The organism is Aeribacillus sp. FSL k6-2211 (assembly GCF_037966125.1).
Taxonomy (GTDB): domain Bacteria; phylum Bacillota; class Bacilli; order Bacillales; family Aeribacillaceae; genus Aeribacillus; species Aeribacillus composti.
Genome location: NZ_CP150190.1, coordinates 495750 through 519740 on the forward strand (window position 1 = coordinate 495750; position 23991 = coordinate 519740).

The 23991-nt window shown below is 42.3% G+C and carries 27 protein-coding genes; 15 read left to right on the plus strand and 12 right to left on the minus strand.

What is annotated here, in order from left to right:
* Positions 1-57: 57 nt before the first annotated feature.
* The 11 genes from NSU19_RS02550 to NSU19_RS02600 form a co-directional block, all read right to left on the minus strand.
* A complete protein-coding gene (locus tag NSU19_RS02550; RefSeq protein ID WP_339194115.1) occupies positions 58-1158 on the minus strand; it encodes an NHL repeat-containing protein in 1101 nt (366 codons plus the stop codon).
* The gene (locus NSU19_RS02555; RefSeq protein WP_339198553.1) at positions 1140-1991 is read right to left on the minus strand and encodes a NifU family protein; all 852 of its coding nucleotides are present in this window, start codon (positions 1989-1991) and stop codon (positions 1140-1142) included. The genes NSU19_RS02550 and NSU19_RS02555 overlap by 19 nt, the downstream gene beginning before the upstream one ends.
* 2 nt (positions 1992-1993) lie before the next feature.
* Complete coding sequence (locus tag NSU19_RS02560) at positions 1994-2371, minus strand: hypothetical protein (RefSeq protein ID WP_063387614.1); 378 nt, start codon at positions 2369-2371, stop codon at positions 1994-1996.
* A 26-nt stretch (positions 2372-2397) separates the two neighbouring features.
* A complete protein-coding gene (locus tag NSU19_RS02565) occupies positions 2398-3753 on the minus strand; it encodes a tetratricopeptide repeat protein (protein WP_339198557.1) in 1356 nt (451 codons plus the stop codon).
* Positions 3754-3833: 80 nt separating this feature from the next.
* Positions 3834-4136 carry a hypothetical protein gene (locus tag NSU19_RS02570; RefSeq protein ID WP_063387613.1) on the minus strand — a complete coding sequence of 101 codons (303 nt, stop codon included), beginning with the start codon at positions 4134-4136 and terminating at the stop codon, positions 3834-3836.
* Positions 4126-4596: a hydrogenase maturation protease gene (locus NSU19_RS02575; protein WP_339198560.1), complete on the minus strand. Its 471-nt coding sequence runs from the start codon at positions 4594-4596 to the stop codon at positions 4126-4128. The genes NSU19_RS02570 and NSU19_RS02575 overlap by 11 nt, the downstream gene beginning before the upstream one ends.
* Before the next feature lie 150 nt (positions 4597-4746).
* A complete protein-coding gene (locus NSU19_RS02580; protein ID WP_066248150.1) occupies positions 4747-6381 on the minus strand; it encodes a nickel-dependent hydrogenase large subunit in 1635 nt (544 codons plus the stop codon).
* A gap of 900 nt (positions 6382-7281) precedes the next feature.
* Positions 7282-8442 carry a hydrogenase gene (locus NSU19_RS02585; RefSeq protein ID WP_339194123.1) on the minus strand — a complete coding sequence of 387 codons (1161 nt, stop codon included), beginning with the start codon at positions 8440-8442 and terminating at the stop codon, positions 7282-7284.
* Positions 8443-8484: 42 nt separating this feature from the next.
* Positions 8485-9180 (minus strand): hydrogenase nickel incorporation protein HypB, encoded by a 696-nt coding sequence (hypB, locus tag NSU19_RS02590; RefSeq protein ID WP_063387610.1) that lies wholly within the window; start codon positions 9178-9180, stop codon positions 8485-8487.
* Positions 9173-9529, minus strand: coding sequence for a hydrogenase maturation nickel metallochaperone HypA (hypA, locus tag NSU19_RS02595; protein WP_063387609.1), 357 nt, complete (start codon positions 9527-9529; stop codon positions 9173-9175). The genes hypB and hypA overlap by 8 nt, the downstream gene beginning before the upstream one ends.
* The gene (locus tag NSU19_RS02600) at positions 9522-10049 is read right to left on the minus strand and encodes a DUF1641 domain-containing protein (RefSeq protein ID WP_339198563.1); all 528 of its coding nucleotides are present in this window, start codon (positions 10047-10049) and stop codon (positions 9522-9524) included. Before NSU19_RS02600 ends, hypA begins: the two co-directional genes overlap by 8 nt.
* Before the next feature lie 491 nt (positions 10050-10540).
* Between NSU19_RS02600 and NSU19_RS02605 the strand changes: the two genes are divergently transcribed.
* From NSU19_RS02605 to NSU19_RS02675, 15 genes are all read left to right on the plus strand, one after another.
* The gene (locus NSU19_RS02605) at positions 10541-10594 is read left to right on the plus strand and encodes a hypothetical protein (RefSeq protein ID WP_339199945.1); all 54 of its coding nucleotides are present in this window, start codon (positions 10541-10543) and stop codon (positions 10592-10594) included.
* Between the two features lie 213 nt (positions 10595-10807).
* Complete coding sequence (locus NSU19_RS02610) at positions 10808-11509, plus strand: GntR family transcriptional regulator (RefSeq protein WP_066248152.1); 702 nt, start codon at positions 10808-10810, stop codon at positions 11507-11509.
* 921 nt (positions 11510-12430) lie between these two features.
* Entirely contained in the window at positions 12431-12853 is a 423-nt protein-coding gene (gene phnG, locus NSU19_RS02615; protein ID WP_063387918.1) for a phosphonate C-P lyase system protein PhnG, read from the plus strand.
* A 16-nt stretch (positions 12854-12869) separates the two neighbouring features.
* Positions 12870-13469: a phosphonate C-P lyase system protein PhnH gene (phnH, locus tag NSU19_RS02620; protein WP_339198566.1), complete on the plus strand. Its 600-nt coding sequence runs from the start codon at positions 12870-12872 to the stop codon at positions 13467-13469.
* Positions 13469-14575, plus strand: a complete 1107-nt coding sequence (locus NSU19_RS02625) for a carbon-phosphorus lyase complex subunit PhnI (RefSeq protein ID WP_063387916.1) — start codon at positions 13469-13471, stop codon at positions 14573-14575. The genes phnH and NSU19_RS02625 overlap by 1 nt, the downstream gene beginning before the upstream one ends.
* A 15-nt stretch (positions 14576-14590) precedes the next feature.
* Positions 14591-15454 carry an alpha-D-ribose 1-methylphosphonate 5-phosphate C-P-lyase PhnJ gene (locus NSU19_RS02630; RefSeq protein ID WP_063387915.1) on the plus strand — a complete coding sequence of 288 codons (864 nt, stop codon included), beginning with the start codon at positions 14591-14593 and terminating at the stop codon, positions 15452-15454.
* Complete coding sequence (locus NSU19_RS02635; protein WP_327847870.1) at positions 15447-16292, plus strand: ATP-binding cassette domain-containing protein; 846 nt, start codon at positions 15447-15449, stop codon at positions 16290-16292. Before NSU19_RS02630 ends, NSU19_RS02635 begins: the two co-directional genes overlap by 8 nt.
* 36 nt (positions 16293-16328) lie before the next feature.
* A complete protein-coding gene (gene phnM, locus NSU19_RS02640; RefSeq protein WP_339198571.1) occupies positions 16329-17507 on the plus strand; it encodes a phosphonate metabolism protein PhnM in 1179 nt (392 codons plus the stop codon).
* 22 nt (positions 17508-17529) lie between these two features.
* Positions 17530-18180, plus strand: a complete 651-nt coding sequence (locus tag NSU19_RS02645) for a DapH/DapD/GlmU-related protein (RefSeq protein WP_339198575.1) — start codon at positions 17530-17532, stop codon at positions 18178-18180.
* Positions 18158-18886: an ATP-binding cassette domain-containing protein gene (locus NSU19_RS02650; RefSeq protein WP_339198578.1), complete on the plus strand. Its 729-nt coding sequence runs from the start codon at positions 18158-18160 to the stop codon at positions 18884-18886. The genes NSU19_RS02645 and NSU19_RS02650 overlap by 23 nt, the downstream gene beginning before the upstream one ends.
* Positions 18887-18997: 111 nt before the next feature.
* Complete coding sequence (phnD, locus tag NSU19_RS02655) at positions 18998-20053, plus strand: phosphate/phosphite/phosphonate ABC transporter substrate-binding protein (protein ID WP_130156532.1); 1056 nt, start codon at positions 18998-19000, stop codon at positions 20051-20053.
* Positions 20054-20074: 21 nt separating this feature from the next.
* Positions 20075-20839, plus strand: coding sequence for a phosphonate ABC transporter ATP-binding protein (gene phnC / locus NSU19_RS02660; protein WP_339198581.1), 765 nt, complete (start codon positions 20075-20077; stop codon positions 20837-20839).
* 14 nt (positions 20840-20853) lie between these two features.
* Positions 20854-21639, plus strand: a complete 786-nt coding sequence (locus NSU19_RS02665; protein ID WP_339198584.1) for a phosphate/phosphonate ABC transporter permease — start codon at positions 20854-20856, stop codon at positions 21637-21639.
* Between the two features lie 54 nt (positions 21640-21693).
* A complete protein-coding gene (locus NSU19_RS02670) occupies positions 21694-22545 on the plus strand; it encodes an ABC transporter permease subunit (RefSeq protein WP_339199946.1) in 852 nt (283 codons plus the stop codon).
* Between the two features lie 38 nt (positions 22546-22583).
* Positions 22584-23450 carry a PHP domain-containing protein gene (locus NSU19_RS02675; RefSeq protein WP_339198586.1) on the plus strand — a complete coding sequence of 289 codons (867 nt, stop codon included), beginning with the start codon at positions 22584-22586 and terminating at the stop codon, positions 23448-23450.
* Between the two features lie 236 nt (positions 23451-23686).
* On the opposite strand, the gene NSU19_RS02680 is transcribed toward NSU19_RS02675, so the two are convergent.
* A complete protein-coding gene (locus NSU19_RS02680; protein WP_339198589.1) occupies positions 23687-23863 on the minus strand; it encodes a hypothetical protein in 177 nt (58 codons plus the stop codon).
* Between the last annotated feature and the right edge of the window lie 128 nt (positions 23864-23991).

Sequence of the window (23991 nt, forward strand, 5' to 3'; positions counted from 1 at the left end):
AGAAAACTAGAAGTTCATTCGAACACTGAAACTTTTGTTAGAGATTCTTTAGAACAATCATGTAAATTTAAGGCGCCAAATGATGACGCGGTTATTTCCTGAATCAGCAATTGCCAGACGATTTTGATGACACCAAATCCCGTACGGCCAGCAAAGTGAATCCCTTGTTACGGCTTTCCAGCGATTTTCTCCCATTCCTTCGAAATCTGCTTGGCCAATAACATACGAAGCAGGATGATACGCTCCTTTTCGCGGCGACTCAGTAAAAAGAAGGATGCGGTTGTTTGCCGTGTCAGCCACCGCTAGCAAATTGTCGTATTGTGCGATCCCGTAAGGAAACCGGAAGCGCCGGGGTCCTTGCGGTACATGGGGAAGTTCAAATGACTGAGTAAAATCTTGTTGACCGAGAACTAACTCAGCTGGGCGGTCCGTCTCTGGAGGCGGCGTATAACCAAGAATGCGGTGATTGCCCGCATCAGCAACGTATAACGTATTTCCGTCGCCGGCAAGAGCGTGAGGCCAGCGATACGTATCCGTTCCTACGCCTTTTCCCCTATTCTCACTGTTTACATAACCATTCGGTTGACCAAGAATGACATCAGGAACACGCCCATCTTCCGGTAAACCTTTCCATCCTAAAACTCGGCGATTCCCCGTATCCGCTACATAAAACCATTCATCAATGTATGCAAAATTATATGGCCAATAAAATCCAGTCGGACTAACTTTTCCTCCTCGATTCGGGGATGTCCCTGACAGATCCTCTTGTCCCAAGACATAATCGGGAGGCTGGTTATTTATTTTCGGCAATGTTTCCCAAATGAGCAGACGATGGTGCCAAGCATCTGCGACAAATAGCTTTCCTTCAATGACCGCAACGCCAGTTGGGAGATGAAACAGTTTTGGTCCTTCTGTTTCAAAATCAGGCTGACCTAACACGATGTCAGCTGGCGCATGATCATTTTCCGGCCAACTGTACCAAATGAGTACGCGATGGTTGCCGCTGTCGGCCGCTACTACAATATCATCGTCTACATATACTCCCCTTGGTGCATAAAGATGAATCCTGTTTGGATGGGCAGGGGGCAGCACAAGACCGCCTGGGGCCGATCCCCCTAACCACCGTTCGGGATATGCGGTTAACTTAATCGTATCCATATTTTTTCATCCTCTACCCGAACTGGAAAGGGTTCTAGCTGCACGTGAGGTGCCGTCATGCATTCCCCGGTGGATAAATCAAAACGGAAGCCGTGCCATGGACAAGTAATAATAGAGTTGTCCACCAGTCCTCCGTCAAGAGACATCCCCATATGAGGGCATTGATTGCGAAATGCCATTACTTTTCCTTCTGAGCGAACCAGCAAAACATCGAGCTCCTCATGCGAAAAGCGAACAGGACTCCCTTCTTCCAGTTCCGAAGCGGATGGACCTTGCACCCATCCGTTTTGTTCTAAATTTCCAGTATCATTCATAGCGTGAAATGGCATGTAGCCGGAGGTCACTTCCTCTTCGACCATGACAACATGTTCAATTTCTGGAACGCGGGCTTTAATTGCTTCCTCAATCCCATTTTTCAACGTCATAGCGGATAGCGAGCAACCGGAACAAGCTCCTTGAAGGCGGACATAAACTGTATTTCCTTCCACTTTAACTAGCTCCACGCCACCTCCGTGGGAACGCATATAAGGACGCACTTCTTCTAACGCGGCGGCGGTACGGGTAAATAAATCTTGTTTAATGATTCCGTGCATCAAAAACATCGCATAAATAGAAGGGTCTTCTGCAGCTTTCAGCAGCAATTCTTTTCCCGCCTCCGTTTCACGAAACGTGCGAACGAGCTTTCTAAGAGCATGTTCGTGAAAGGCTTCAATGGCTTTTTTCAATTCCATTGCTTTCATCCGGGCGTCTTCTGGCAGACCCTTTATTGAGTCCAGCACGCGATCCACCCGTCCAGCCAAAGCTTGAAAATCCTCTTCCTGCTGAACTTTCATGATCACTCACCTCCAAAAGCCAATGTTTGCTCTAGAGCTTCTTCGGTTTTCCGATACAATAAAGCGGCAAATGTTTGTTTGGCCATCTCCTGCAGCATTTCTTCAACCGTATTACGGTCAACAATGTTAGTAAAATCATTGACGCGATGATTGGCTAAAGCCTGCAAAATGAGGCAAGAGCCCGCTGGATTATCAAGAAGGGCATCGCGAAAGAAAGCGTCCACAAATTCGTTCAGCCAAATTCCCTCACTTTGAGGATTTGCGCGAAGCCGTTCCAGCGCTTTTTGAGCTCCTTCATTGCGCTGGATGATACGTTCACAAAAGCGGTCAACCGCCATACCCAACAAAAGATTAAAGTATTGCTGTTCGTGGGGATTCATGCTATCCTTCCTCTCTTTCGCACATTTTACTGTTCCATTTTTTCATTGACTGCTGCTTGTTTCCGCTTAAGGGCAATTTCCGCTAATACGTCTTCGATGGCACTCGCTGCCTCATGCTCTCCATATTTACGAAACAATTGACTGGCCTCTTCCAACCGAGGTACCGCTCGGGAAAACGCACCTAGATGTGCCAACGCATTCCCTTGATTAGCTAAAACGCGGGCATATGCTATTGGATCGTCTTTAGAGCGGCGTACTTCGAGCACATCTTCATAAAGAGCTACTGCTTCCCAAAGATTATCTTCAAGATGAGAGGATTTTACATGTTGCAGCGCATTGGCTAGATTGACCGTGGCGCTTGCCCAAAGCTCCGGGTGTTTATCTTTTTTAAAAATGCGTAAAGACTCTCTTAATGACTGGATCGCTGTCGCTGTGCGCAAATAGGCGCTGCGGTCTAAAGACGGAATGGCTAAATACGCTAAAGCAAGATTCATATGAACGGTAGCATACTCTTCTGGATAAGTGACTTTCCGATATACTTTCAGTGCTTCATGATAACATCTGACTGCTTCTAGAAGAGAACCTTTCCGTCCATCGGCGCCAGTTTGATGTACTGTGCCTAATTGAAACCACAGTTCAGCCCTTGCTTCCTGAAAGGAAGACGTTTCTAAAAGAGAGAGGGCTTTCCGGTATCCTTCTACTGTCTCCTTCCCGCAATCACCAAGCATTTGTTTTGTCGCCGCATATTCCGCGTAAAGGCGAGCGGAAAAAACTGGTGACACGTTTTCTACTGTAGCGGCGGCTTCAGAAAGTAGCGAAAGCCCAGTCGGCCAATCTTTTCGTTGAAACGCGTCGTACGCTTGAGTTGCCAATAAAAACGCCCGTATTTCTCCTGACGTATCGCCAAGCGGTGGGGGAGTTTCATACAGTTTCAGGCGCCACGCCGCTGCGTCCAAAAGCAAGGAGAAATCGTCTGGGAGCATTTCTTTGGCTAAAGTGTATGTATATGTTTGTGGATCCAAAATAAAACGGTTATAAGCAGCTTCCGGTCCTTCCGGCAATAATGTTAGCACCTCGTCTTCGCTTTTTCCCTCAATCGCCGCAGCAAAAAAACGCCAGTTCTCCGGCCAACGATCAGGAAAATGTCCGCGGAGAAGAAGGGATATGAATTGATCTGCATTTGGAACAGGTGGTAGAAGAAAAAAACCTGCCGCTCCAGGAAAAACACCGATTGGCTGTGGCTGCAGCACTGTTATTCCCCCTTTTAAAAACTGTAATTGGAAAGACAACGAAACCTCTAAATAACTAAGATCGGCATGTTCTAACGTACTAACGATTATTGTGCAATTACTCACTCTCGTTTCATTTAGTATGGATATCATCTTATCGTCCTGTCGGCCAGGTCCAAAATTTTTCTTCATCATGACCATTCAAGTCAAGGGATGAAGCGGCTTATATACTTTTACTTCTCCGACATCGCACAGGAACAAAAAAGTGGCATGCGAAGCGCTCCATATCGTTCATCCCATACAGCGTCACGAATTCCCGGCTGCACACCTTCAGGCAAAATTTCTTGGACAAACATGCTTCGATCTCCACGAGAATTGCGCAGTTTTAACAGTAATCCGCCCGCTCCCAAATGACTTACCGGCATCACCCACAGTTCTTCGTCACGTATTAAAACGATGGCTGTTCCTGTAGGGAACCGCACCGTTTCTTCGGCGGGAATATGAAGATAGCCAGTTGGTGTCAGTTCAAGCTTCACTTTTTTTCCCTCCTAAGCGATGAAGCAGCTCATCCGCTAAACGATCTAAGGCATTGTCCACCGTTGGAGACAATCCAAATCCGTACGATATGTTTTCGGCTTCGATCAGGAAAACGGTCACTTTCTTCGGGAAGCGGCTTTTTAAAAGCCATCGGCCTAAGGCAATCGCATGATCCCAGCGGAAATCGTGAAGATTAACATCTTTTAGCGGAGGAGTTTCCACCTCTTCACCTGGAATTTCAAAAATCGTGCCCGGTTCATCTCCTGATTTACAGGCATCTACTAGAATCAGTTCCTCTGCATCCCCGATTTGAAAAGCTACATCCATGCCAGCAGTTCCGCCATCAGCCAAACGGACTCCCGGTGGGACCCCATGTTCCCACAATTTGCGGATCAACATGGGTCCCGCCCCATCATCACTTCGCAGCAAATTGCCACATCCAATAATCATAACGTTCATACAAAATTCCTCCTTCTGCAGGCGTACCGTTCCCATTACCATTCTTTGTCTGTTTTACTCGACTATTAGTTTTACAGTTGTATATGAAATGTCTGCTGATATGCTTGCACTGCAGAAAAACACGTCACTTAAAGTTGCATATTAGAGATATCAGCATATATTTATCACTTTATATTTGGCTAACTCTTTATGCGACTTGGCATCATAAGCATGAACGGTGCAAACAAGGCATGAATCATAGCTTTGGGCAATATGAGCCAATTCGACCGGATCTTCAGGATTCTTAATAGGTACGCCGATCATCGCTGTTTCGATAGGTCCGCGCTGACCGTGACGATCACGCGGTCCAATGTTCCATGCTGTCGGAGTGACGACTTGATAATTTTCAATTTTTCCATCTTTAATTTGAATCCAGTCAGCCAAAGCGCCGCGGGCTGCTTCCGTAGCTCCGAATCCGCGTCCTTCAGGCAATTCTTTCGGCTTGATGTAAAATTTTTCGTTTAAATCGATTTGCTTCAACCACTTCTTCATGCGCAAATAATATTTCGCGGCTTCGTGAAGGCGAGCCAACACACGCACCATCGAACTTGGCCCGATTTCTTTAATCAAGTTCAAAAAGAGAGGATCATAATCTTGCCACTCCTCAGCACCAGAGCGGCCAGCAATTACTTGGCGGGCCAACGGACCTACCTCCAGAGGAGTTTCTCCGATGCCTGGAATATCATACCGCGGTGCTTTAGCAAACGTATATTTTCCTTCTTTTTGCCCTTCGATTGGATCCACCGGATCGGTTACTCCTTCAAATGGGTGGTAAGAACCGCTGCCGCGATAGAAAGAATGGGTATGATCCTCGCGTATCCGTGCTTGATCAAAATCATGGAAATTTTCCCCATCAAATATTCCCGAACGGGAAACCAGCGCTGCGTTGCGTCCTTCAATCGTCGGATAGCGGTATTGCTGCGGGTTAAAAAAGCTTCCAGTGGCTAAATAGCGGCCCGGCCCCGCTCCGTATTTGTCCAATCCGATTTCCATGCTATAGCGAATGAATAAGCCAAGATCAGAATTGCGATGCTCCGGCTTCTCATCCAGCCATGCAAGAACATCGTCCCAAGTCTTGTTTTCCAGCCAGCGTTCAGCGGAACAGCCAAGAAGAACTTTCTCCAGCCAGTTTTCCCGATAATATTCCAAAATCGAGATAGAGCGAGTAATATCGGACAATGTCGGCGAGCTGACAACGCCTCCCGGAACCATGAAGCTGGAATGCGGCCATTGTCCGCCAAAGATCGCGTAAATTTCCACCGGCTTAGCTGAAACAGTGACGCCAATCTCATAATGCTCTCCCTCAAAAGGAGCCCAACGGCGAACCACTTCATCGTACAGCTTAGAAGAAGCGTAATGTCGATGAGTTAAACCAATTGCGAACAAAGCATAAAACCAACGCGGAATGCTTTGAATCGTTTCCGCCGCTTGAGCAATATTGCGGATGAGCGTAGCATTCGGCGGTACTTCCGTCCCCCAAGCCGTATCGAGCGCATAAACTGCTTTCGTTAGATGGCTGCCGCCGCAAATGCCGCAGATCCGAGGAGTAACAATCAAACCGGCCTGCGGATCTTTTCCTTTTAAAATCATCTCGAAACCGCGGAACATCGTTGCTTCCGTCCAAGCATCTACAACAACGCCATCATCAATGGCTACTTTTACATCCAAATCTCCTTCTACACGACCGAGGGAATGTACTTTAATTTCCAGTTTGTTTGTTTTTACAATAGCCTCTTGCTTTTTCATGTTCTTTAGGCACCTCGTTTCTAAAATGGTTTCCATTAAAAGATATCCGAATCGCAGTAAATGGAAATCGCCGATTTCAAACATACAAAATAACTTTCTTCATGCCTTTGTGTAGACGAGACGGTCACTTTTACCGTTAAGCAACATCAACAAACGGCTTATTCGTGCTTCACTCATATCCGGTTCCACTTCATCTTGATGACAAAAGTTGCGAATTTCGTTAATATCACGGAACAAGCTTCACGTCTTTGTGGAGATGTCACTTTTTCCGTTAAGCAACATCAACAAACGGCTTATTGGTGCTTCGCTCATATCCGGTTCCCACTAGATGCTGATGACAAAAGTCGTGATTTTCGTTAATGATCACGGAAAGCTTCACGTCTTTGTGTAGATAGTCACTTTTTCCGTTAAGTAAGATCACAAACGGTTTATTGGTGCTTCGCTCATATCCGGTTCCACTTCATCCTGATGACAAAAGTTGCGAATTTCGTTAATATCACGGAACAAGCTTCACGTCTTTGTGGAGATGTCACTTTTTCCGTTAAGCAACATCAACAAACGGCTTATTGGTGCTTCGCTCATATCCGGTTCCCACTAGATGCTGATGACAAAAGTCGTGATTTTCGTTAATGATCACGGAAAGCTTCACGTCTTTGTGTAGATAGTCACTTTTTCCGTTAAGTAAGATCACAAACGGTTTATTGGTGCTTCGCTCATATCCGGTTCCACTTCATCCTGATGACAAAAGTTGCGAATTTTGTTAATGATCACGGAACAAGCTTCACGTCTTTGTGGAGATGTCACTTTTTCCGTTAAGTAACATCACAAACGGTTTATTGGTGCTTCACTCATATCTGATTCCACTTCATCTTGATGACAAAAATCCGAATTTCGTTAATATCACGGAACAAACATATCTTCTTTCGCCCATTTCGGCGCCACAGCACGTGCCAATGCCGCATTCACAGAGTAGCTGAGCGGATCGGTGCCTTGTGGTACTTCTTTTGGAATTGAGCCGAGAACTTTTTGCGTTTTAAAAACTGTTCCAGGTGCTAGGTCAAAGAACGGGAACTGAGGCTCCGTACAGCCAATACAAGGCATTCCTGCCCGAGTTTTGGAAGATTGACGGTTCCAAAGAATGCGGTTGCATGGCGAATGAGTCATTGGACCTCGACAGCCTTGCTCATAAAAGAGACATCCTTTTCGCGTACCTTGTCCGAACTCTTCCACCGGCTCTTTCCACTCGAAATACTGCACACGCGTACAGCCCGTTTGGGTAAACGTTTTAAAGAACGTTTGCGGACGTTGAAGATCGTCTAAAACAACATCTTCCAAACGGCCAGTAGCAATGGCTACAAGAATTTGCGTCACCCAGTCGGGATGAGCCGGACAACCAGGAATGTTAATGACTGGGAGTCCACCTTTCGAACGGAACTGTGTACCAAGAAATCCCCCGCGTTCTTCTTTCATATATTGAAGACCAATCGATTCAGACGGATTCGGTTTTGTCGCCGGAATTCCACCCCAGCACGCACAATCACCGATTGCGACAACGTATTGCGCTTTATGGGCGAAATCCCAAATCCAGTTTTTTTTCGGACGGTCCATAAGCATATCATAGTGCCCTGTTCCGTCAGGTCCCTGAATAATTGTCCCTTCTACCACCAAGATATCCAGTGGGATTTCGTCATTGAGAATTTGCTCATAAAGGCGGCGAACTTGCTCACCGAACTCCATCGACAAAGAATGGTGATACAAAATGTTAATGCCAAAATCGGTTACTAAATCAATGACCGTTGGCTCTTCCGCATTTAAAAATGATTGAGTGTTTCCATTGCACGCACCGCCGTGCATCCAAAGGAGATTCACCATTTTCTCCACCTCCAAAAAGTTTTGGGCAAGATTTTTCAATTTCAATACCTTTGCGCAACGAAAGTCAGAAGGTTCTGATATTTTAAAATACATCTTCGTATAGACGCTCTCCTGTTTAGATGTCTCACTGGTGTTTGGCGACTTGTCGGCTTGATTCAAATCGTTTTCTATTTCAACCAAACGACTCAAAATCATAGTCTTTCGCAGCGTTCTATTCATCTAAAATTTTGCTTATAGAGAGCCGGACGAATGAATAAATGCTGATTTATCCGCTTCCAGCTGTGAAATCCATTCGTCAATTCCTTCTCCTGTGCGAGCAGAAACTTCGTGAATGCGAATGCCTGGGCGCACCTCATTCAATGCTTCATAAAATCGTTTTCGCTGAAAATCTACCGCTTCCGCTAAATCAATTTTTGTGATAATCGCCGTATCAGCACTGTTGACAATAGTCGGATATTTTACCGGTTTATCCTCGCCCTCTGTCACGGAAAAAAGAACTACACGCTGGTTTTCTCCCAAGTCATAACTTGCGGGACAGACGAGATTTCCAACATTTTCGATAAAAAGGAAATCAAATGTTTCCAACTCCCAATCTTGCAACGTTCGCTCAATCATTTCCGCTTCCAGATGGCAAACTGTGCCAGTAGTAATTTGACGCACTTTTGCTCCACTTTGCCGCAAGCGGTCCGCGTCGTTTTCAGTTGCTAAATCGCCAACTAAAGCGGCTGTTCGATAGCGTTTGCCAAGGCGGGTAAGCACTTCTGTAAGCAGCGTCGTTTTTCCCGCTCCAGGACTGGAAACGAGATTGACGACATAAACGCCCACATTTTGAAACCGCTTTCTTAATTCTCTAGCAAGGAGATCATTTTTCTTCAAAACATTCTGGCGAATTTCAACAATTCGAGGATTTAAGGTCAAATCATGCATTTTCTTCTCCACCTTCCAATGCGTACAATTCCATCTCTCTTCCCGCAAGGACTTGGCCAGTTTTTGTGCCGCACGTAGGACAGCGCATAGGAAGCGGTTCAGGCAAAATCCGTTCTTCTTGGCAGTTGGGACAGAAAATGGTCACGGGGACATCTTCAATAATAAGTTTAGCCCCTTCCAACGAAGTTCCCTGAACAACCACATCAAAAGAAAATTCTAAGGCTTCTTTTACGACACCTGATAATACTCCAAGCTTTAAAAACAGCGCTTTAACTTTCTTTATTCCCGAATTTTCCGCCGCTTCTGCCGCCAATTCAACTAAGCTTTGGGCAATAGACAACTCATGCATCGCTGATCTCCTTCGATAAGTTTCGTGCAAAATTAAGGACGAAATTAAGTGCAGGCTGTACTTCCGGATCGCTTAATGTCCGCATCAGACCAATAATTCCCACACGTTTCGTTCCCGTTTCCGCTGCTTCTTTAGAGGCTTGATACAATGAACGCGACACCTTTCCAATTACTTGCACCGAGCGCACGTCCAAAACATCGGACTTGAACAGCTCTTGGATTTGCGGAGAATCGAGGAATTCTTGCATTTTATGCAACGCGGTTAAAGCATTCTCAAAACGCGTAACATATTCTGGTCTAGATATGCCTTGTCGCAAAAGAACGACAAGTTCATTGATCGAATCAGCAAATTCCGGTCCGCGTTGAAGAAAATTTTCCAGCATATCCAAAAGGAACGTTACATTCTCCAGCTTATCAAGCAAGTGGATTAGCTGCTCCATCGTTCGCGGATCTGAAAGCTTTTCAACCAACAAGTGATCAATGGACGTCTCCATAACCGCTCCTTTCCCAGCTTCCCCCATTTTGATTCCTCCTTCTTGATTTTTACAGAAAAAAGTGTGTCATTTTGGGAATATTGTTGTCTTTTTTTGCTAGCTGTTAAAATAATAATACAACAATTCAGAATTTTTTAACACTATATTTTATAAAAACTATTTTAAGTTTTTGCTTCTTCGCTAATAGAATTATTCGTTGATCATACAGGATATGAATAGGTGAACGAAATGAAAAACTATCAAGTAAAGTTGTTTCAAGAATCGTGGCAAGTTGTGGAATAAAATGATGAAAACTGATCAATACCTTTACCGATAAGGGTTAACTAGAATAGGTTTAGTAAAGAGTTTGAAAATTTTAGTATTTTTTGATTCATATTTTCCAAAACCGATCCGGCTCTACACAAGAAACAGAAAGGAATTTTATGGAACTGGGATGGAAGGAACGTATTTCAACTTGATTTAAACGTTCTTAATGCTTTCCAGGAGGTTTTACACATTGCGTTTGCAAGCTTCTAGAAGTGTTTCACATAAGTCAGCCGTCGATTAGCAAGCATCTTCGCAAATTAGATTAATATAATGCAGCAAAACTTTATTTATCAGTATCTAAAGCAAACTAGCAGATGGATCCTCTATAGGCTATAAAATGGGCTTGGACAGTTCCAGTTACATAAACTATACTGAATGTAACCAATAGAAAGTGTAGCAAAAAATATTTTTCAAAGCGCAGTTTTTGAGCTGCCGTGTGAAAAAATAGCAGGTCAATTTCAAAGCGGGGTAGAATGCAGATGGCAGAAGAAATGGAGATCATTGATAAAATCATATCAGATATTCATTCTGGCAGGTATGAAGCCAATGATAAATTACCATCCGAAAATGAGCTTGCTGACTATTTTAACGTTCCGCGAATGACAATCCGCAAAGTATACGAAAGGCTTCAGGAGATGGGATATATTTATTCAAGACAAGGAAAGGGCAGCTATGTAAAAGATCGGCAAATGCAGATTCCGCTTGTTCTTTCCGGGGATGAAAGCTTCAGCAGGAAAATGATTAGACTTGGGCACCATTTCCGATCGAAAAACATTTTTTGCGAAGAAATCGGCTATAATAAAGCAATCTTTCATTCTCTCGGTGTTGAGGAAACGGATCGAGTATTTAAAATAGGCAGGCTGCGCATTGTCAATAATCGACCAATTGCCTTGCATATTTCCTACGTGGCGAAATCCGTATTTGATGATATTGATTTGTACGGCAAGGAAATCACGTCCATGTTTGATTATTATCAAAAGAAAGGCTTCACTGAATTTGAATCGAAGTCAAGCGTGTTAAAGGTTTTATTTCCGACTAAATTCTTATGGGAAATTCTTGAATGCACGAGCTTAATTCCGCTTTTAGTGTTGGAGACAGGATGTATCGATAAAAAAACCGGAACGGTGCTTGAACATACAGAAATTTTTTATCGGAGTGATTGCTTTAACTTTGTTATATAAAAAACTTTTGCTTTCGGGTATGTCCGATAAGTCCCTAAAATCCAACAAGTAGAGGAAAACATGCGTTTTTCTCTGCTTGTTTTTATATGCTTTCGATTTTGGATTGAAAGCAGCAGAGAGATTCATTCAAGGAATCTCTCTTTTTTTGTGCGCCCGGCATGTATATGAACTATAGGGTGTAAGTCCCGAACCCCGAAGACAGAAGTAGAGGTTAGCCAAGAGCAAGGGTGTCCGTGGTGACGCGGAATCTGAAGGAAGCTGGAGGCAAAACACCGGTCCGAGGAACACGAACCTCATATAAGGCTAGGTATGATTGAGTGAGTTTGCAAAACAAAACAAAGCTCTTTCTGTCGAAGGTCATATCGAGTAAATGAGGCGGATAGATGGTGTGAAAGTGCATGTACTTACCCGGGGAGGTCTGGTGGATATGTGAAGTACGCTTCATAACCTACTTAGTGATAAGTAGCTGAACCGTCAGAAGTCAGCAGAGGTCATAGTATTAGTTGGTCTAGAACAACTAAGAAGGACCGAACAATTAAGAGAGAATAGCCCTTGGCATTCAGTGAGTCATGATGAACACAGAAAACGTAGTACCTCACTTGAGGGAGGAAGCGGTGAATCCCGTGGGAGACCTCTTGGAGGGTGGAGTGACCACTGGCATAAAGAGAACAGCTATTCACGGAAGTTATGAAAACTTGCGTCAATTATCTTAATTGAACCGCCGTATACGGAACCGTACGTACGGTGGTGTGAGAGGACGGGAGTTAATCGCTCCCTCCTACTCGATTGTGCTCATTAACATTTTCTTAAAAATGCGTTTGCAAAAAATTAATAGAATTTACTTTTTTTTAAATTTTTTCTACTTGGCAACAAGATATGCTTAAATCAACGGAAGCAAAAAATCATGATGGAGGGGCGGAAATGGAAAGAAGGCGAAGAACAGAAATTTTAATCAACGGAAATAAGAACGTTGCCGCCACATTGGCACAACAAATTTTAGCTAAGTATGAGGTAAAAACGATTGAAAAGCCGAACAACGGTTTAGTAATGGTAAAAGTTCGGGAAACGGCAAAGAACAGTTTGTTCTACTTAGGAGAAGTTTTTGTAACAGAATGTAAAGTGGAAATTAGCGGGTATATCGGCATCGGCATATTAAAAGGACATGAGCCGGAATTAGCATACCATTTGGCTGTGGTCGATGCAGCTTACAATGCACAATTGCCAGAAACGGAACGATGGAATGAAGTTTTGTTGAAGGAGGAAGCAGCAATTCATGAGCAAAGAAAGAACTCCTTCATGAAAATTTTGAAGACAAAAGTAAATTTTGAAACGATGGATGTTTAAAAGGAGCAGAGGTTGAATGAAATTAGATTTTATTCACGATATTCAACGTGCATATCGAAAAGTTGTCGATTCCATGTCTAGGCCCGGATTGATAACAAATTTAAAAGATGAAGCGGCCAAAGTAGATCTTGAGGCTGGCTGTTTTCCCTCGACACTTGTTCTGGCTGCAATGCTTCTAGATACTGAAGTGACCTTTAAGGTAGTTTCCGAGAAGGAAGAAGAGACAACTCGCTGGATAAACCAACTAACCTATGCAAAAGCTGATGCAGCAGAACGCGCTGATTTCGTTTTTGTACTTTATGACAAAGCTGAAGATGAACTTGGGCAAATATTACAGCGAGTAAAAACCGGCAGTCTCATCGATCCCCATGATTCAGCAACCATTATTGTTGAGGCAGATGCTGTTACGGATGGATGCGATTTCAAATTAACAGGTCCGGGCATTGAAGAAGCAAATTATGTAAATGTTTCAGTAAATGGGAATTGGATGGAAGTTCGACAGCAACAAAACGCTGAATTTCCAATGGGGGTTGATTTAATTTTTGTGGACAAAAATCATCATCTCTTATGTCTGCCAAGGACGACGCAAATTTTATCAGAAGGGAGGAAGCTTTGATGGGATATGTGGCAGTGAAAGGCGGAACAATTGCCATTGAGGAGTCGATTAAACGGCTGAAATATGAGCGGTTAAAAAAAGGAGTTGTTCTTGACATTGGCAGAATTGAAGCTGGCCTGCGGGGATTGATTGATCAGGTGATGTCAGAGAGCAGTCTATATGACGAAACCCTTGCGGCGCTAGCGATCAAACATGCTGAAGGCAATCTTGAAGAAGCGGTTTTTCTGCTTCGTGCATATCGATCCACTTTACCGCGCAAGCATTATTCGCAAATAGTTAATACAAAGGACATGAGTATCGAAAGAAGGATTTCAGCTAGTTTTAAAGATATACCAGGCGGCCAAATTTTAGGAGCTACAACTGACTACACTCATCGTTTGCTCGACTTTGACCTCATGGAGGAAACAGATGAAGATGCAGTAAATTGGCTTTCGGCCTATGAGAAGGAAATGCTCGATGAAGTGGATGAAAAACATTTTGGCAAACTGCCAAAAGTAAGTGATTACTTAAGAAAAGAAGGTTTGTTCTCGGAGTGTGTAATGGACAATACAGAGCCTGATGATGTAACGAGAAAAAGCTTGACGTTTCCTTCCACCCGCAGTCAGCGTCTCCAAGTTTTAACAAGAGGCCAGACAGGGGCGGTGACTTCATTAGCTTATGCCGTCATTCGCGGATATGGAAGTCTTCATCCAACAGTAGGTGAACTGCGTGTCGGCTATTTGCCGGTTTACATCGATAGCCCTTTTCATTCATTTAATAGAGAAGACGATGCTTATTATATTGGGGAAATTAAAGCAACCGAAGTCGAAATGTTAATTCCGGAAACAGTTGAGATCGGGGACGGGAAAAAGGAAATTAAGTTTGAAATCGGATATGGTCTTTGCTTTGGTCAAAATGAAACGAAAGCAATCGCAATGGGAATTTTAGACAATAGTTTGGAGAAAGGAAATAGGGACTATCCGACAGGAGACGAGGAATTTGTCCTTTATCATATTGATTCGGTTGAATCCACCGGGTTTATTTCACATTTGAAGCTGCCTCACTATGTCACTTTCCAATCGAAGCTTGATATTGTACGCAAATCAAAAAGCAAGCAAGAAATGTAAAAAGGAGAGGAATTCATGCAAATCCATTATAATTTTGCTTTTTTCGATGAAGGTTCCAAACGGGAAATTCGAAGAGCCACATTAAAAGCAATTGCCATTCCGGGCTATCAAGTTCCATTTGCATCAAGAGAAATGCCGATTGCACGCGGCTGGGGAACAGGTGGACTGCAATTAACCCTTTCTCTCATTGGCAAAGATGATGTTTTAAAAGTAATCGACCAAGGCTCTGATGAATCCGTTAATGCGGTAAACATTAAAAAATTGGTGATGAAAACGGCGGGCATTAAAACGACGGAGGAGACGCAAGAAGCAACGATCATTCAATCAAGACATCGAATTCCAGAAATTCCTCTTACAGAAGGCCAGATACTTGTATTACAAGTACCACTGCCTGAACCGCTGCGCGATTATGAACCGAGCGAATATAATACGAAAAGGCTTCATGCGGAGAAAGAATACAGCGGCGCATGGCTGATGCTTTTTGAACAAATCATGAAATACGGGCATATGGCTTCGGATTTTGATCATCCTGTGATGGTGGAAAATCGGTATGTCATGGCGCCGAGTCCTATACCAAGGTTTGATAATCCGAAAATGCACTATTCAAAGGCATTAATTTTGCTTGGAGCCGGTCGTGAAAAGAAGATATACGCTGTACCACCATACACGAAAGTCGTTTCACTTGCGTTTGACGATTATCCGTTTGAAGTGGAGAGCTTTGAAGATAAACATTGCAGACTGTGCGGCGCTACGGGAGTATATTTGGATGAATTGTTTAATGAGGAAACAGGTGAAACCTATTACCAATGCAATGATACAAGCTATTGTTTATCAAGATTAAATGAGCAATCAGAATCAAGAGGTGTTCAACATGGATGATTTAAGCAATCCAGTATTATCGGTCAAAAAGTTAAACAAACAATTCGGACCTGGATGCAGCCAATGCGGAAAGGCGGATTCCGCCGTTTTGGTGAAAAACTTTTGCCCTGTCTGCGGTACGGTATATGTTTGCCGTGATATTTCGTTTGATCTCTATCCCGGTGAAGTATTAGGCATTGTAGGTGAAAGCGGCAGCGGTAAATCAACATTAATGAGACAGCTATATTTTGATCAAGAGGCCACAAGCGGTGAAGTGTATATCCGATTTTATCATGATGGAAAAAAAAACGTATTAAACGAGTCCTCCCAACAAAAACGGTACATTCGCAACCATCTGATGGGGAAAGTTTACCAAAATCCGCTTCTCGGCTTGCGCATGAACTTTTCCTCCATCGGCAATATTGCTGAAAAATTAATTGCGGCAGGGAACAGGAATGTTGGACAGATGGTGTTAAGAGGACAAGTGCTGCTTGAGGAGGTAAACATTCCGCTATTTAGGATGAAGGAGGAGCCCCAAAAATTTTCGGGGGGCATGCAGCAAAGAGTTCAAATCGCCAAAGCATTGTCGAATAATCCGCCGATTCTTCTTCTCGATGAAGTAACGACCGGTCTTGATTTGTCCGTTCAAGCAAATGTTTTAGATTTGATACGGAATTTACAGAGGGAACTGAAGATAAGCATGATCGTTGTTTCCCATGATTTAGGCGTTATCAGAATGCTTGCAGACAGAACGTTCGTCATGCTGGAAGGAAAAATTATCGAGCAAGGGTTGACCGATCAAATTTTGGAAGATCCACAGCATCCTTATACACAGCAGCTCGTCCATTCATTATTATGATCAATTTTTTGGACTTGTGAGAATGGAGGAAAAAACGTGTATCTCATAACAAACGGAAGAATTATAACGGAAGAAACCATTCTCGATGGTTACGATCTTCTTATTGAAGGAGATAAAATTAGCAAAATTGATGGCAAAGGGAAAATCGCTTGGAAGGAAGGAATGGAAGTAATCGATGCGGCGGGCGGATATGTCTCTCCTGGGTTTATCGATCTTCATTCTGACTATATTGAACATATGGCAGCACCAAGACCGACATCGTTAATGAATTTTCATTTAAGTCTTCGCGAAGCGGAAAAAGAATTAATCACCCATGGGATTACAACAATATTTCATTCACTTTCTATTTATAAAAGCTCGGAATTTTCACATAAACCGATCCGTGAGCCGGAAAATGTCCGGAAATTTATTGAAATGATCCACCAAACTCATCATACAAAGCATTTAATACGACATCGGTTCCATGCACGGTTTGAAATTGACAGCATCGAAGAAGTTGAAAACTTAAAATCGTACATTGCTGAGTGCAAGGTGCACTTAATTTCGTTTATGGATCATACCCCTGGTCAAGGACAATATAGAGATTTAGAAATTTACAGAAAAACGATAAAAGGCTACCAAGAGCTCAGTGATGAAGAGATTGATAGAGTCATTACAAAACATCAGCATAAGGAAAAATTAACACTTGAGGGAATAAAGGAAATTGCAACGCTGGCACAACAAAAAGGTATTGCTATCGCTTCTCATGACGATGACACGTTGGAAAAACTTGAGCTTGTGCAAAGCTTTGGGGCTTCGATCAGTGAATTTCCAATCACCTTGGAAATTGCTAAAAATGCGAAAAAGAAAGGAATGCTGACGGTAGCCGGGGCTCCGAACGTTCTTTTGGGAGGGTCCCACAGCGGAAATTTATCTGCACAAGAAGCCATTCAACACGGGTGTATCGATATTTTATGTAGTGACTATTATCCTCCATCGCTGCTTCATGCTGTTTTTAAAATGAGCGAAAAAAGCGATATCGACCTAGTCGAAATGTTTAAGCTTGTGACGATTAACCCGGCCAAAGCTGTCAAACTGGATGATCAAATTGGATCAATTAAGGAAGGAAAAAAAGCGGATATAGTCATCATCGAAAAAATAGACTTAGATTTTCCGGTTATCACGTCTTGTTTTGTGGACGGCCGTTTAATCTTGAAAACAAATTATAGAATTTAAAGATGATGGAAAGGGAGTTTCTATGATCGAGAAAAAGCTGTCAAAAAAACCTTATATCCATGAACATTGCCAGTTGTTTCATACAGAATTAGGTGAATACACAGAAATAGGGGCTCACAATTATTTAGAAAATGTAAAAATGGGGGATTTTTCTTATACAGGGCAGTTTTGCATCCTGCAAAATGTTGAAGTTGGAAAATTTTCCAATATTGCTGCGATGGTGCGAATCGGTCCAACCGCTCACCCGATGAATCGCCCTACTTTGCACCATATTACGTATCGGAGAAAAATGTATGGAGTTGATATTCATGACGATGAAGCGTTTTTATCATGGCGTAAAGCACAAATCACCTATATCGGCCATGACACATGGATTGGCCATGGGGCCATCATCATGCCTGGTGTAAAAATCGGCAATGGTGCAGTAGTCGGCAGCGGAGCTATTGTGACAAAGGATGTAGAGCCTTATACAATCGTTGCTGGAATACCAGCCAAACCGTTAAGGCGCCGATTTGATGAGCAAACGGTTAAACGATTGGAACAAATCAAGTGGTGGGATTGGTCGTATGAAACGTTGAAAGAACGAATCGACGACTTGTCTCAACATATTGAAACATTTCTAGATAAGTATGAGGGAAGAAGGGAATTCAGTGGAAAACATTTTAACGGTTGAGAATCTGTCCAAAACATTTCGATTGCACAACGTAAACAAGGAAATCCACGCAATTAACAAGATTAGCTTTGTTGTAAAAGAAGGAGAATTTGTCGGTATTACCGGTAAAAGCGGCAGCGGAAAATCAACCATTTTAAAATGCATCTACCGCACGTATTTGCCTGAAAGTGGAGACATCTGGTACAACTCAAAAAAGTTTGGCCTAATCAATTTGCGAGAAGCGACGGAAAGAGAAATGATTTATTTACGAAAGCATGAGATCGGATACGTATCACAGTTTTTAAATGCTTTGCCTCGTATAACGGCCAGGGAAATAGTCAAACAAGCGATATTAGAAATGGGGCATAACGATAAGTATGCGGAGGAAGAGACAGAAAAAATATTGACGCATTTTGAACTGGATCCTCAGCTTTGGGATAGTTATGTTGCTACTTTTTCCGGAGGTGAAAAACTGCGGTTGAACATCGCTAGAGCAATGGTAAAGCGTCCGAGACTACTTTTATTGGATGAACCGACGGCAAGTTTAGATGATGAATCGAAGGAAAAAGTAAGAGTATTGATGGAGCAGCTCGTTCGCGAAGGGACAACAATGCTGGGAATTTTTCATGATTTGTTGTTCATGCAAAACTTATGTGATGTAGAATACCGAATGTTGGACGGGGAAATCATCAAGTATTCTGAAAAAAATCCCTTTACAAAACATTAAAAATTCTTTAGTAATTCAACGATATGAATTAACAGTTCCTTTACATTCATCCTTTATATTCAATTATAAATGGAAAAATAATCTATTTTGAAAGGAAAAGGGGTAATGAATATGAAAAAAATGTTGAGGTTTATGAGCATCGCTTTCATCTTGGTCATCTTTTTATCAGGTTGTTCATCATCAGCAGGAACAGAAAGCGATTCCGCTCAAAAAAGCGGCGACGATACGCTTACAATTGCATGGTACCCGAATGAATCCGGCGAAGATTTGAAAGCGGCACGTGACGAAATCGCTAAGTTGATTGAAGAAGCAACTGGAAAGAAAGTCGAGCATAAGACGACAACTGATTACATTATTGCCATTGAGGCGATTGCAAACGGAAATGCTGATTTAGCGTTTATGGGTGCACAGGGATACATAGAGGCTCATGACAAAAATGAAAAAGTGCTTCCTCTCGTCGTTCCGAGCGGTGAATCCGGCACACTTGATGATGCCATGTACTACAGCTGGCTTGCCGTAAATAAAGGGGATGAAGACGAGTACAAAAGCGGCTCCGGGTTTTCCATTGATAATATAGCTGGAAAGAAATTTTCATTTGTGTCTAACAGCTCCACATCAGGCTTTAAAGTTCCATCGACCGAAATCGTTTCGTACTTTAGCCAAAAGGAAGAGTACAAAGATTTAACTGTTGACGACTTATTAGAAGGCGGCGAGGGCAAGTTTTTCAGCGAAGTGCAATATGGAGGCTCTCATCAAGGGTCTGCGGTTAACTTACTGTCTGGAAAAGTAGATGTAGCAGCATTTTGCGACACATGTGTGAACAACTATATTGAATTAGTTGACGGTGAGCAAAATAAACCGGGAGCGGTATATAAAGTCAAAAAAGATGCTGCTGAGCCGTTTCATACTGTGCCTGGAAAGGAATTTGTCTTAATTTCAGTCACACCGGTATTGAATGCTCCGTTTGTTGTCAATACGGAAACCGTATCTGAAGAAGATCGCAAAAAGCTTGTGGAAGCTTTTGTTTCTGATGAAGTAGCCAACAATACGAAGATTTTCGTGCCGGAGGATTCTGATTTTAGCGGTTTGTTTACGAAAAAAGCTAATGAGCGTTTCGTTGAAGTAGAGGATTCTTGGTTTGATCCGATCAGAGAATTGTCTAAATAAGGATTTGGTGAGGGATAAACGATGACAGCCATTTTAACATTAAATAACGTGTCAAAACGTTATGGAACCAATACAATGGCGATTCAAGACATGAACTTTTCTGTAAAAGAAGGGGAATTCGTTTCGATCATTGGTCCATCGGGGGCGGGGAAATCAACCCTCCTCCGGTGTATTAACCGCATGATCGAAGCGTCTAGCGGTGAAATCATATTTGATGGTGTCGACATTTTAAAGCTTGGCAAAAAAAGCTTAAGAAAAGTGAGAGCAACCATTGGAATGGTCTTTCAGCATTACAATCTTGTCACTAGATTAAGCGTAATTGAAAACGTGCTCCACGGCAGGCTCGGCTATAAGTCAACTTTGGCAGGAGCATTCGGTTTATACAGCGAGGAGGAGAAAAAGCAGGCGGTTCATATTCTCGGATTGTTGGGGCTGGAGGATCAAGTGTATAAACGGTGTGATCAGCTAAGCGGCGGACAAAAACAGCGCGTCGGAATTGCCAGAGCCTTAATTCAAAATCCGAGAATGCTATTGTGTGATGAGCCGATTGCCTCTTTAGATCCGAACTCTGCCAAAATCATCATGGATCATTTAAAAAATATTTCTTCTACACTCGGAATTACTTGTATTGTCAACCTGCACCAAGTCGATGTCGCTTTGAAGTACTCTGATCGAATTATCGGTATTAATAATGGAAAGAAAGTGTACGATGGTCCTCCGAAAGAAATAACGGAAGATATTGTTCGCAATATTTATGGCTCTGAAGTAAAGAATCTGATTCTTTAATGTAGGTGAAGATCATGCAAGCAGATATCTTTGTAAAAAGAAGAAGAAGCTTCTCCTTATTTTTTTTATTGTTAATTGTGTTAACGTATCTTTCTATGTTTATAACCGATTTTCAGCTTGTGAAAGGACTCGCCTCTGTCGCAAAGGCAGTAGAGTGGGGAGTGACAAATTTTTTTCCTGATGCAAAAGCGATGGAAAAGCTTCCGGATATTTTAAGTAAATTACAAGAAACAGTTTTAATATCAGTCGCTTCCACGACAACTGCAGCTATTTTTGCTACTTTTTTCGCAATATGTGGTTCGAAGACGACGAAAGTGAATGGTTTATTAAGTGCAATAAGCAGAGGAATTGCAACTGTTTCTCGTAATATTCCGGTAGCTGCATGGGCATTGATTCTGCTCTTTTCTTTTGGACAAAGCTCCATTACCGGATTTTTTGCTTTGTTCTTCGCCTCCTTTGGTTTTTTAACGCGAGCATTTATAGAAACGATCGATGAAGTTAGCAATAGTTCCGTTGAAGCATTGCGTGCAACCGGCGCCCAATTTTTTCCGATCATCTTCCAGTCGGTCATTCCATCCAGCCTTCCCCAGATGATCAGTTGGGTATTATTTGAAATTGAAACGAATATTCGCAGCGCGACTTTAGTTGGAGTTTTAACCGGTACAGGAATTGGTTTTTCTTTTGACTTGTATTATAAAAGCTCCAATTATAGTGCAGCGAGTTTGGTTGTCATGACTATCGTACTGACGGTATTTGTCATTGAATATCTTTCGAATTTGATAAGAAGGGTCATTTTATAACGATGAATGAAAATTTAAGGAAGAAAGGGTGATGATATGAATAATGAATGGTTGATGAAAACTGGAAGCACTCTGAAAGACAGCGGAAAATTAACGCATTCTTCGAGAATAAAAGTGAAACCGTTGACGAAGCAGGCAATTGCCATCCGGCTGACATTGACAGCATTATTCGTTATTACTGTTTATGGCTTTACCGTGTTTGATTATGGCGATACAAATTTCATGTCTGGATTAAAAGAAACGTTTGCGAATTTTAAAACAATGTTTTTCGAAGCAAGCTTTTCGCGTTTAACTATAACAGAAGCAATCTATCAAGTGTTGATAACTTTGGGGCTTGCTTTTTTGACGACAGTGTTCGGAGCTGTTATTGCACTTTTTCTAGGGCTGTTGGCAGCACAAAACTTATCAAATAAAGTTGTTTCCAATAGCATTAAAGCTTTTGTCGCATTTATTCGCGCCGTTCCTACTGTTTTGTGGGTGCTGATTTTCTCCGTTGCTGCTGGTCTGGGAAGTGTTGCAGCTGTTATTGGCATGACGTTTCACTCCATTGGCTATTTGATTAAAGCATATTCTGAATCATTCGAAGAGCTGGATGAAGGTGTGATCGAAGCATTAAAGGGCTGCGGGGCCAATTGGTGGCAAATTGTGTTTCAGACGGTAATCCCCTCGTCAATGACATATTTAATTTCTTGGACGTTTATGAGATTTGAGATTAACTTTTCCGTTGCCGTTGCGATGGGTGCTGCCGCAGGAGCAGGCGGGATCGGATTTGATTTGTTTATGGCGAGCGGATTTTATTTTGATTTAAGGGAAATTGGAATGATTACTTACTTCATTCTTGTTTTAGCGATCATTTTCGAATTTGTTTCGACAAGAATGAAGGTAAATTTGCGTGAAACTCATTAATTATTTTATAAAAACAGTGAAAGCAGGTGTTGACCGTAATGATTGATTTACATTGTCATTCAAATATATCAGATGGCTCAATGAGTCTATTTGAAGTAATTTCTCTTGCGAAAGAAAAAGGAATCACCCATTTGGCAATTACGGACCATGATACGACAAAAGGATTAAAGGAAGCGAAATATATAGGAGAGCAGCTCGGAGTAACCATTATTCCAGGGATCGAGATTTCGGCTTATGACTATAAAAGACAACGGAGAGCCCATATTTTAGGCTTTTTTGTGGAACCGCATCACGAAGCGATTGAAAACCTGTGCAGCCCGCTGTTAAAGATGAGACACCTAGCATCATATGAAATGACGAAAAGAATTATGAAAGCAGGTTTTAACATTTCATGGGAAGAAGTAGAACAATTCGCCAAAGACGGCACAGGGGTATACAAACAGCATATTATGCATGCTTTAATAAACAAAGGATACGCTGACAAAATCTATGGCGATCTATATGATAAGCTTTTTTCAAAAGGCGGGGAAGGAAAGCCGCAAGGATTAGCGCACATACCTATACAGTATGTCGATGTGGAAGATGCGATTGTTGCCATCCGCGAGGCGGGCGGTCTGCCGGTACTTGCCCATCCAAAACAATTCAACAATTTTGATGCAATCCCCGAGTGGGTTGAGATTGGCTTAGAAGGCATCGAAGCAGTTCACCCTTTGCATGGACCTAAGGACGAAGAACTTGTCAAATATTATGCGGACCAATTCGAGCTGATCGAAACAGGAGGATCTGATTTTCACGGCTTTTATGGAAATTTTGAACTAGGCAGCAAAGATGCCGGAATGGTTCGATATGAAAAACTTCTCGAACGCTATCAAAAGCTATGTGAAAGCAAGAAAACATTATCGTAAATGTAAGAAGCTCTCAACTTTCATTTTTTTTGGAGCCAAGTTAGGAATATAATTCGGGCATAAAACGCTTCTCTTTTCAATAATAATATGTTCCGTCATTAACAGTGGGAAACAGATGAATATTAAATTGATTCTTTATTTCGGCGATTATTTTAACAACAATTTACAGCCTTTTGCCTTCCGATTATTATCGTTTTGAACGGATAAAGGACTTACATATAAAAAAAGTCCTTTATTCAATTTCTTTTCTCCCTTTTCATTTTTCCTGCCAAATTGCAGCGTGCAAGAGCTCCCTCAGCAATGAGAACAATAACTGCGGCTTTTTTGACAATTTTTACTTTTTTGCCTATCATTAGGCTTTCGGCTTTTCGGTTTGGAAGATAGAATACAGAAACTGACAACTTATTAAACATTCCGTTTTGCGTTCATCCTTCAATTATGATTTTCTGTAAGGGCTTCAACAAAATTACTGGTAAAAGAATCTCATGTTAAAGAGAAGCTCTGTCAATCTATTCCCCCTCATCTTTCAGCGCTTGAAGCT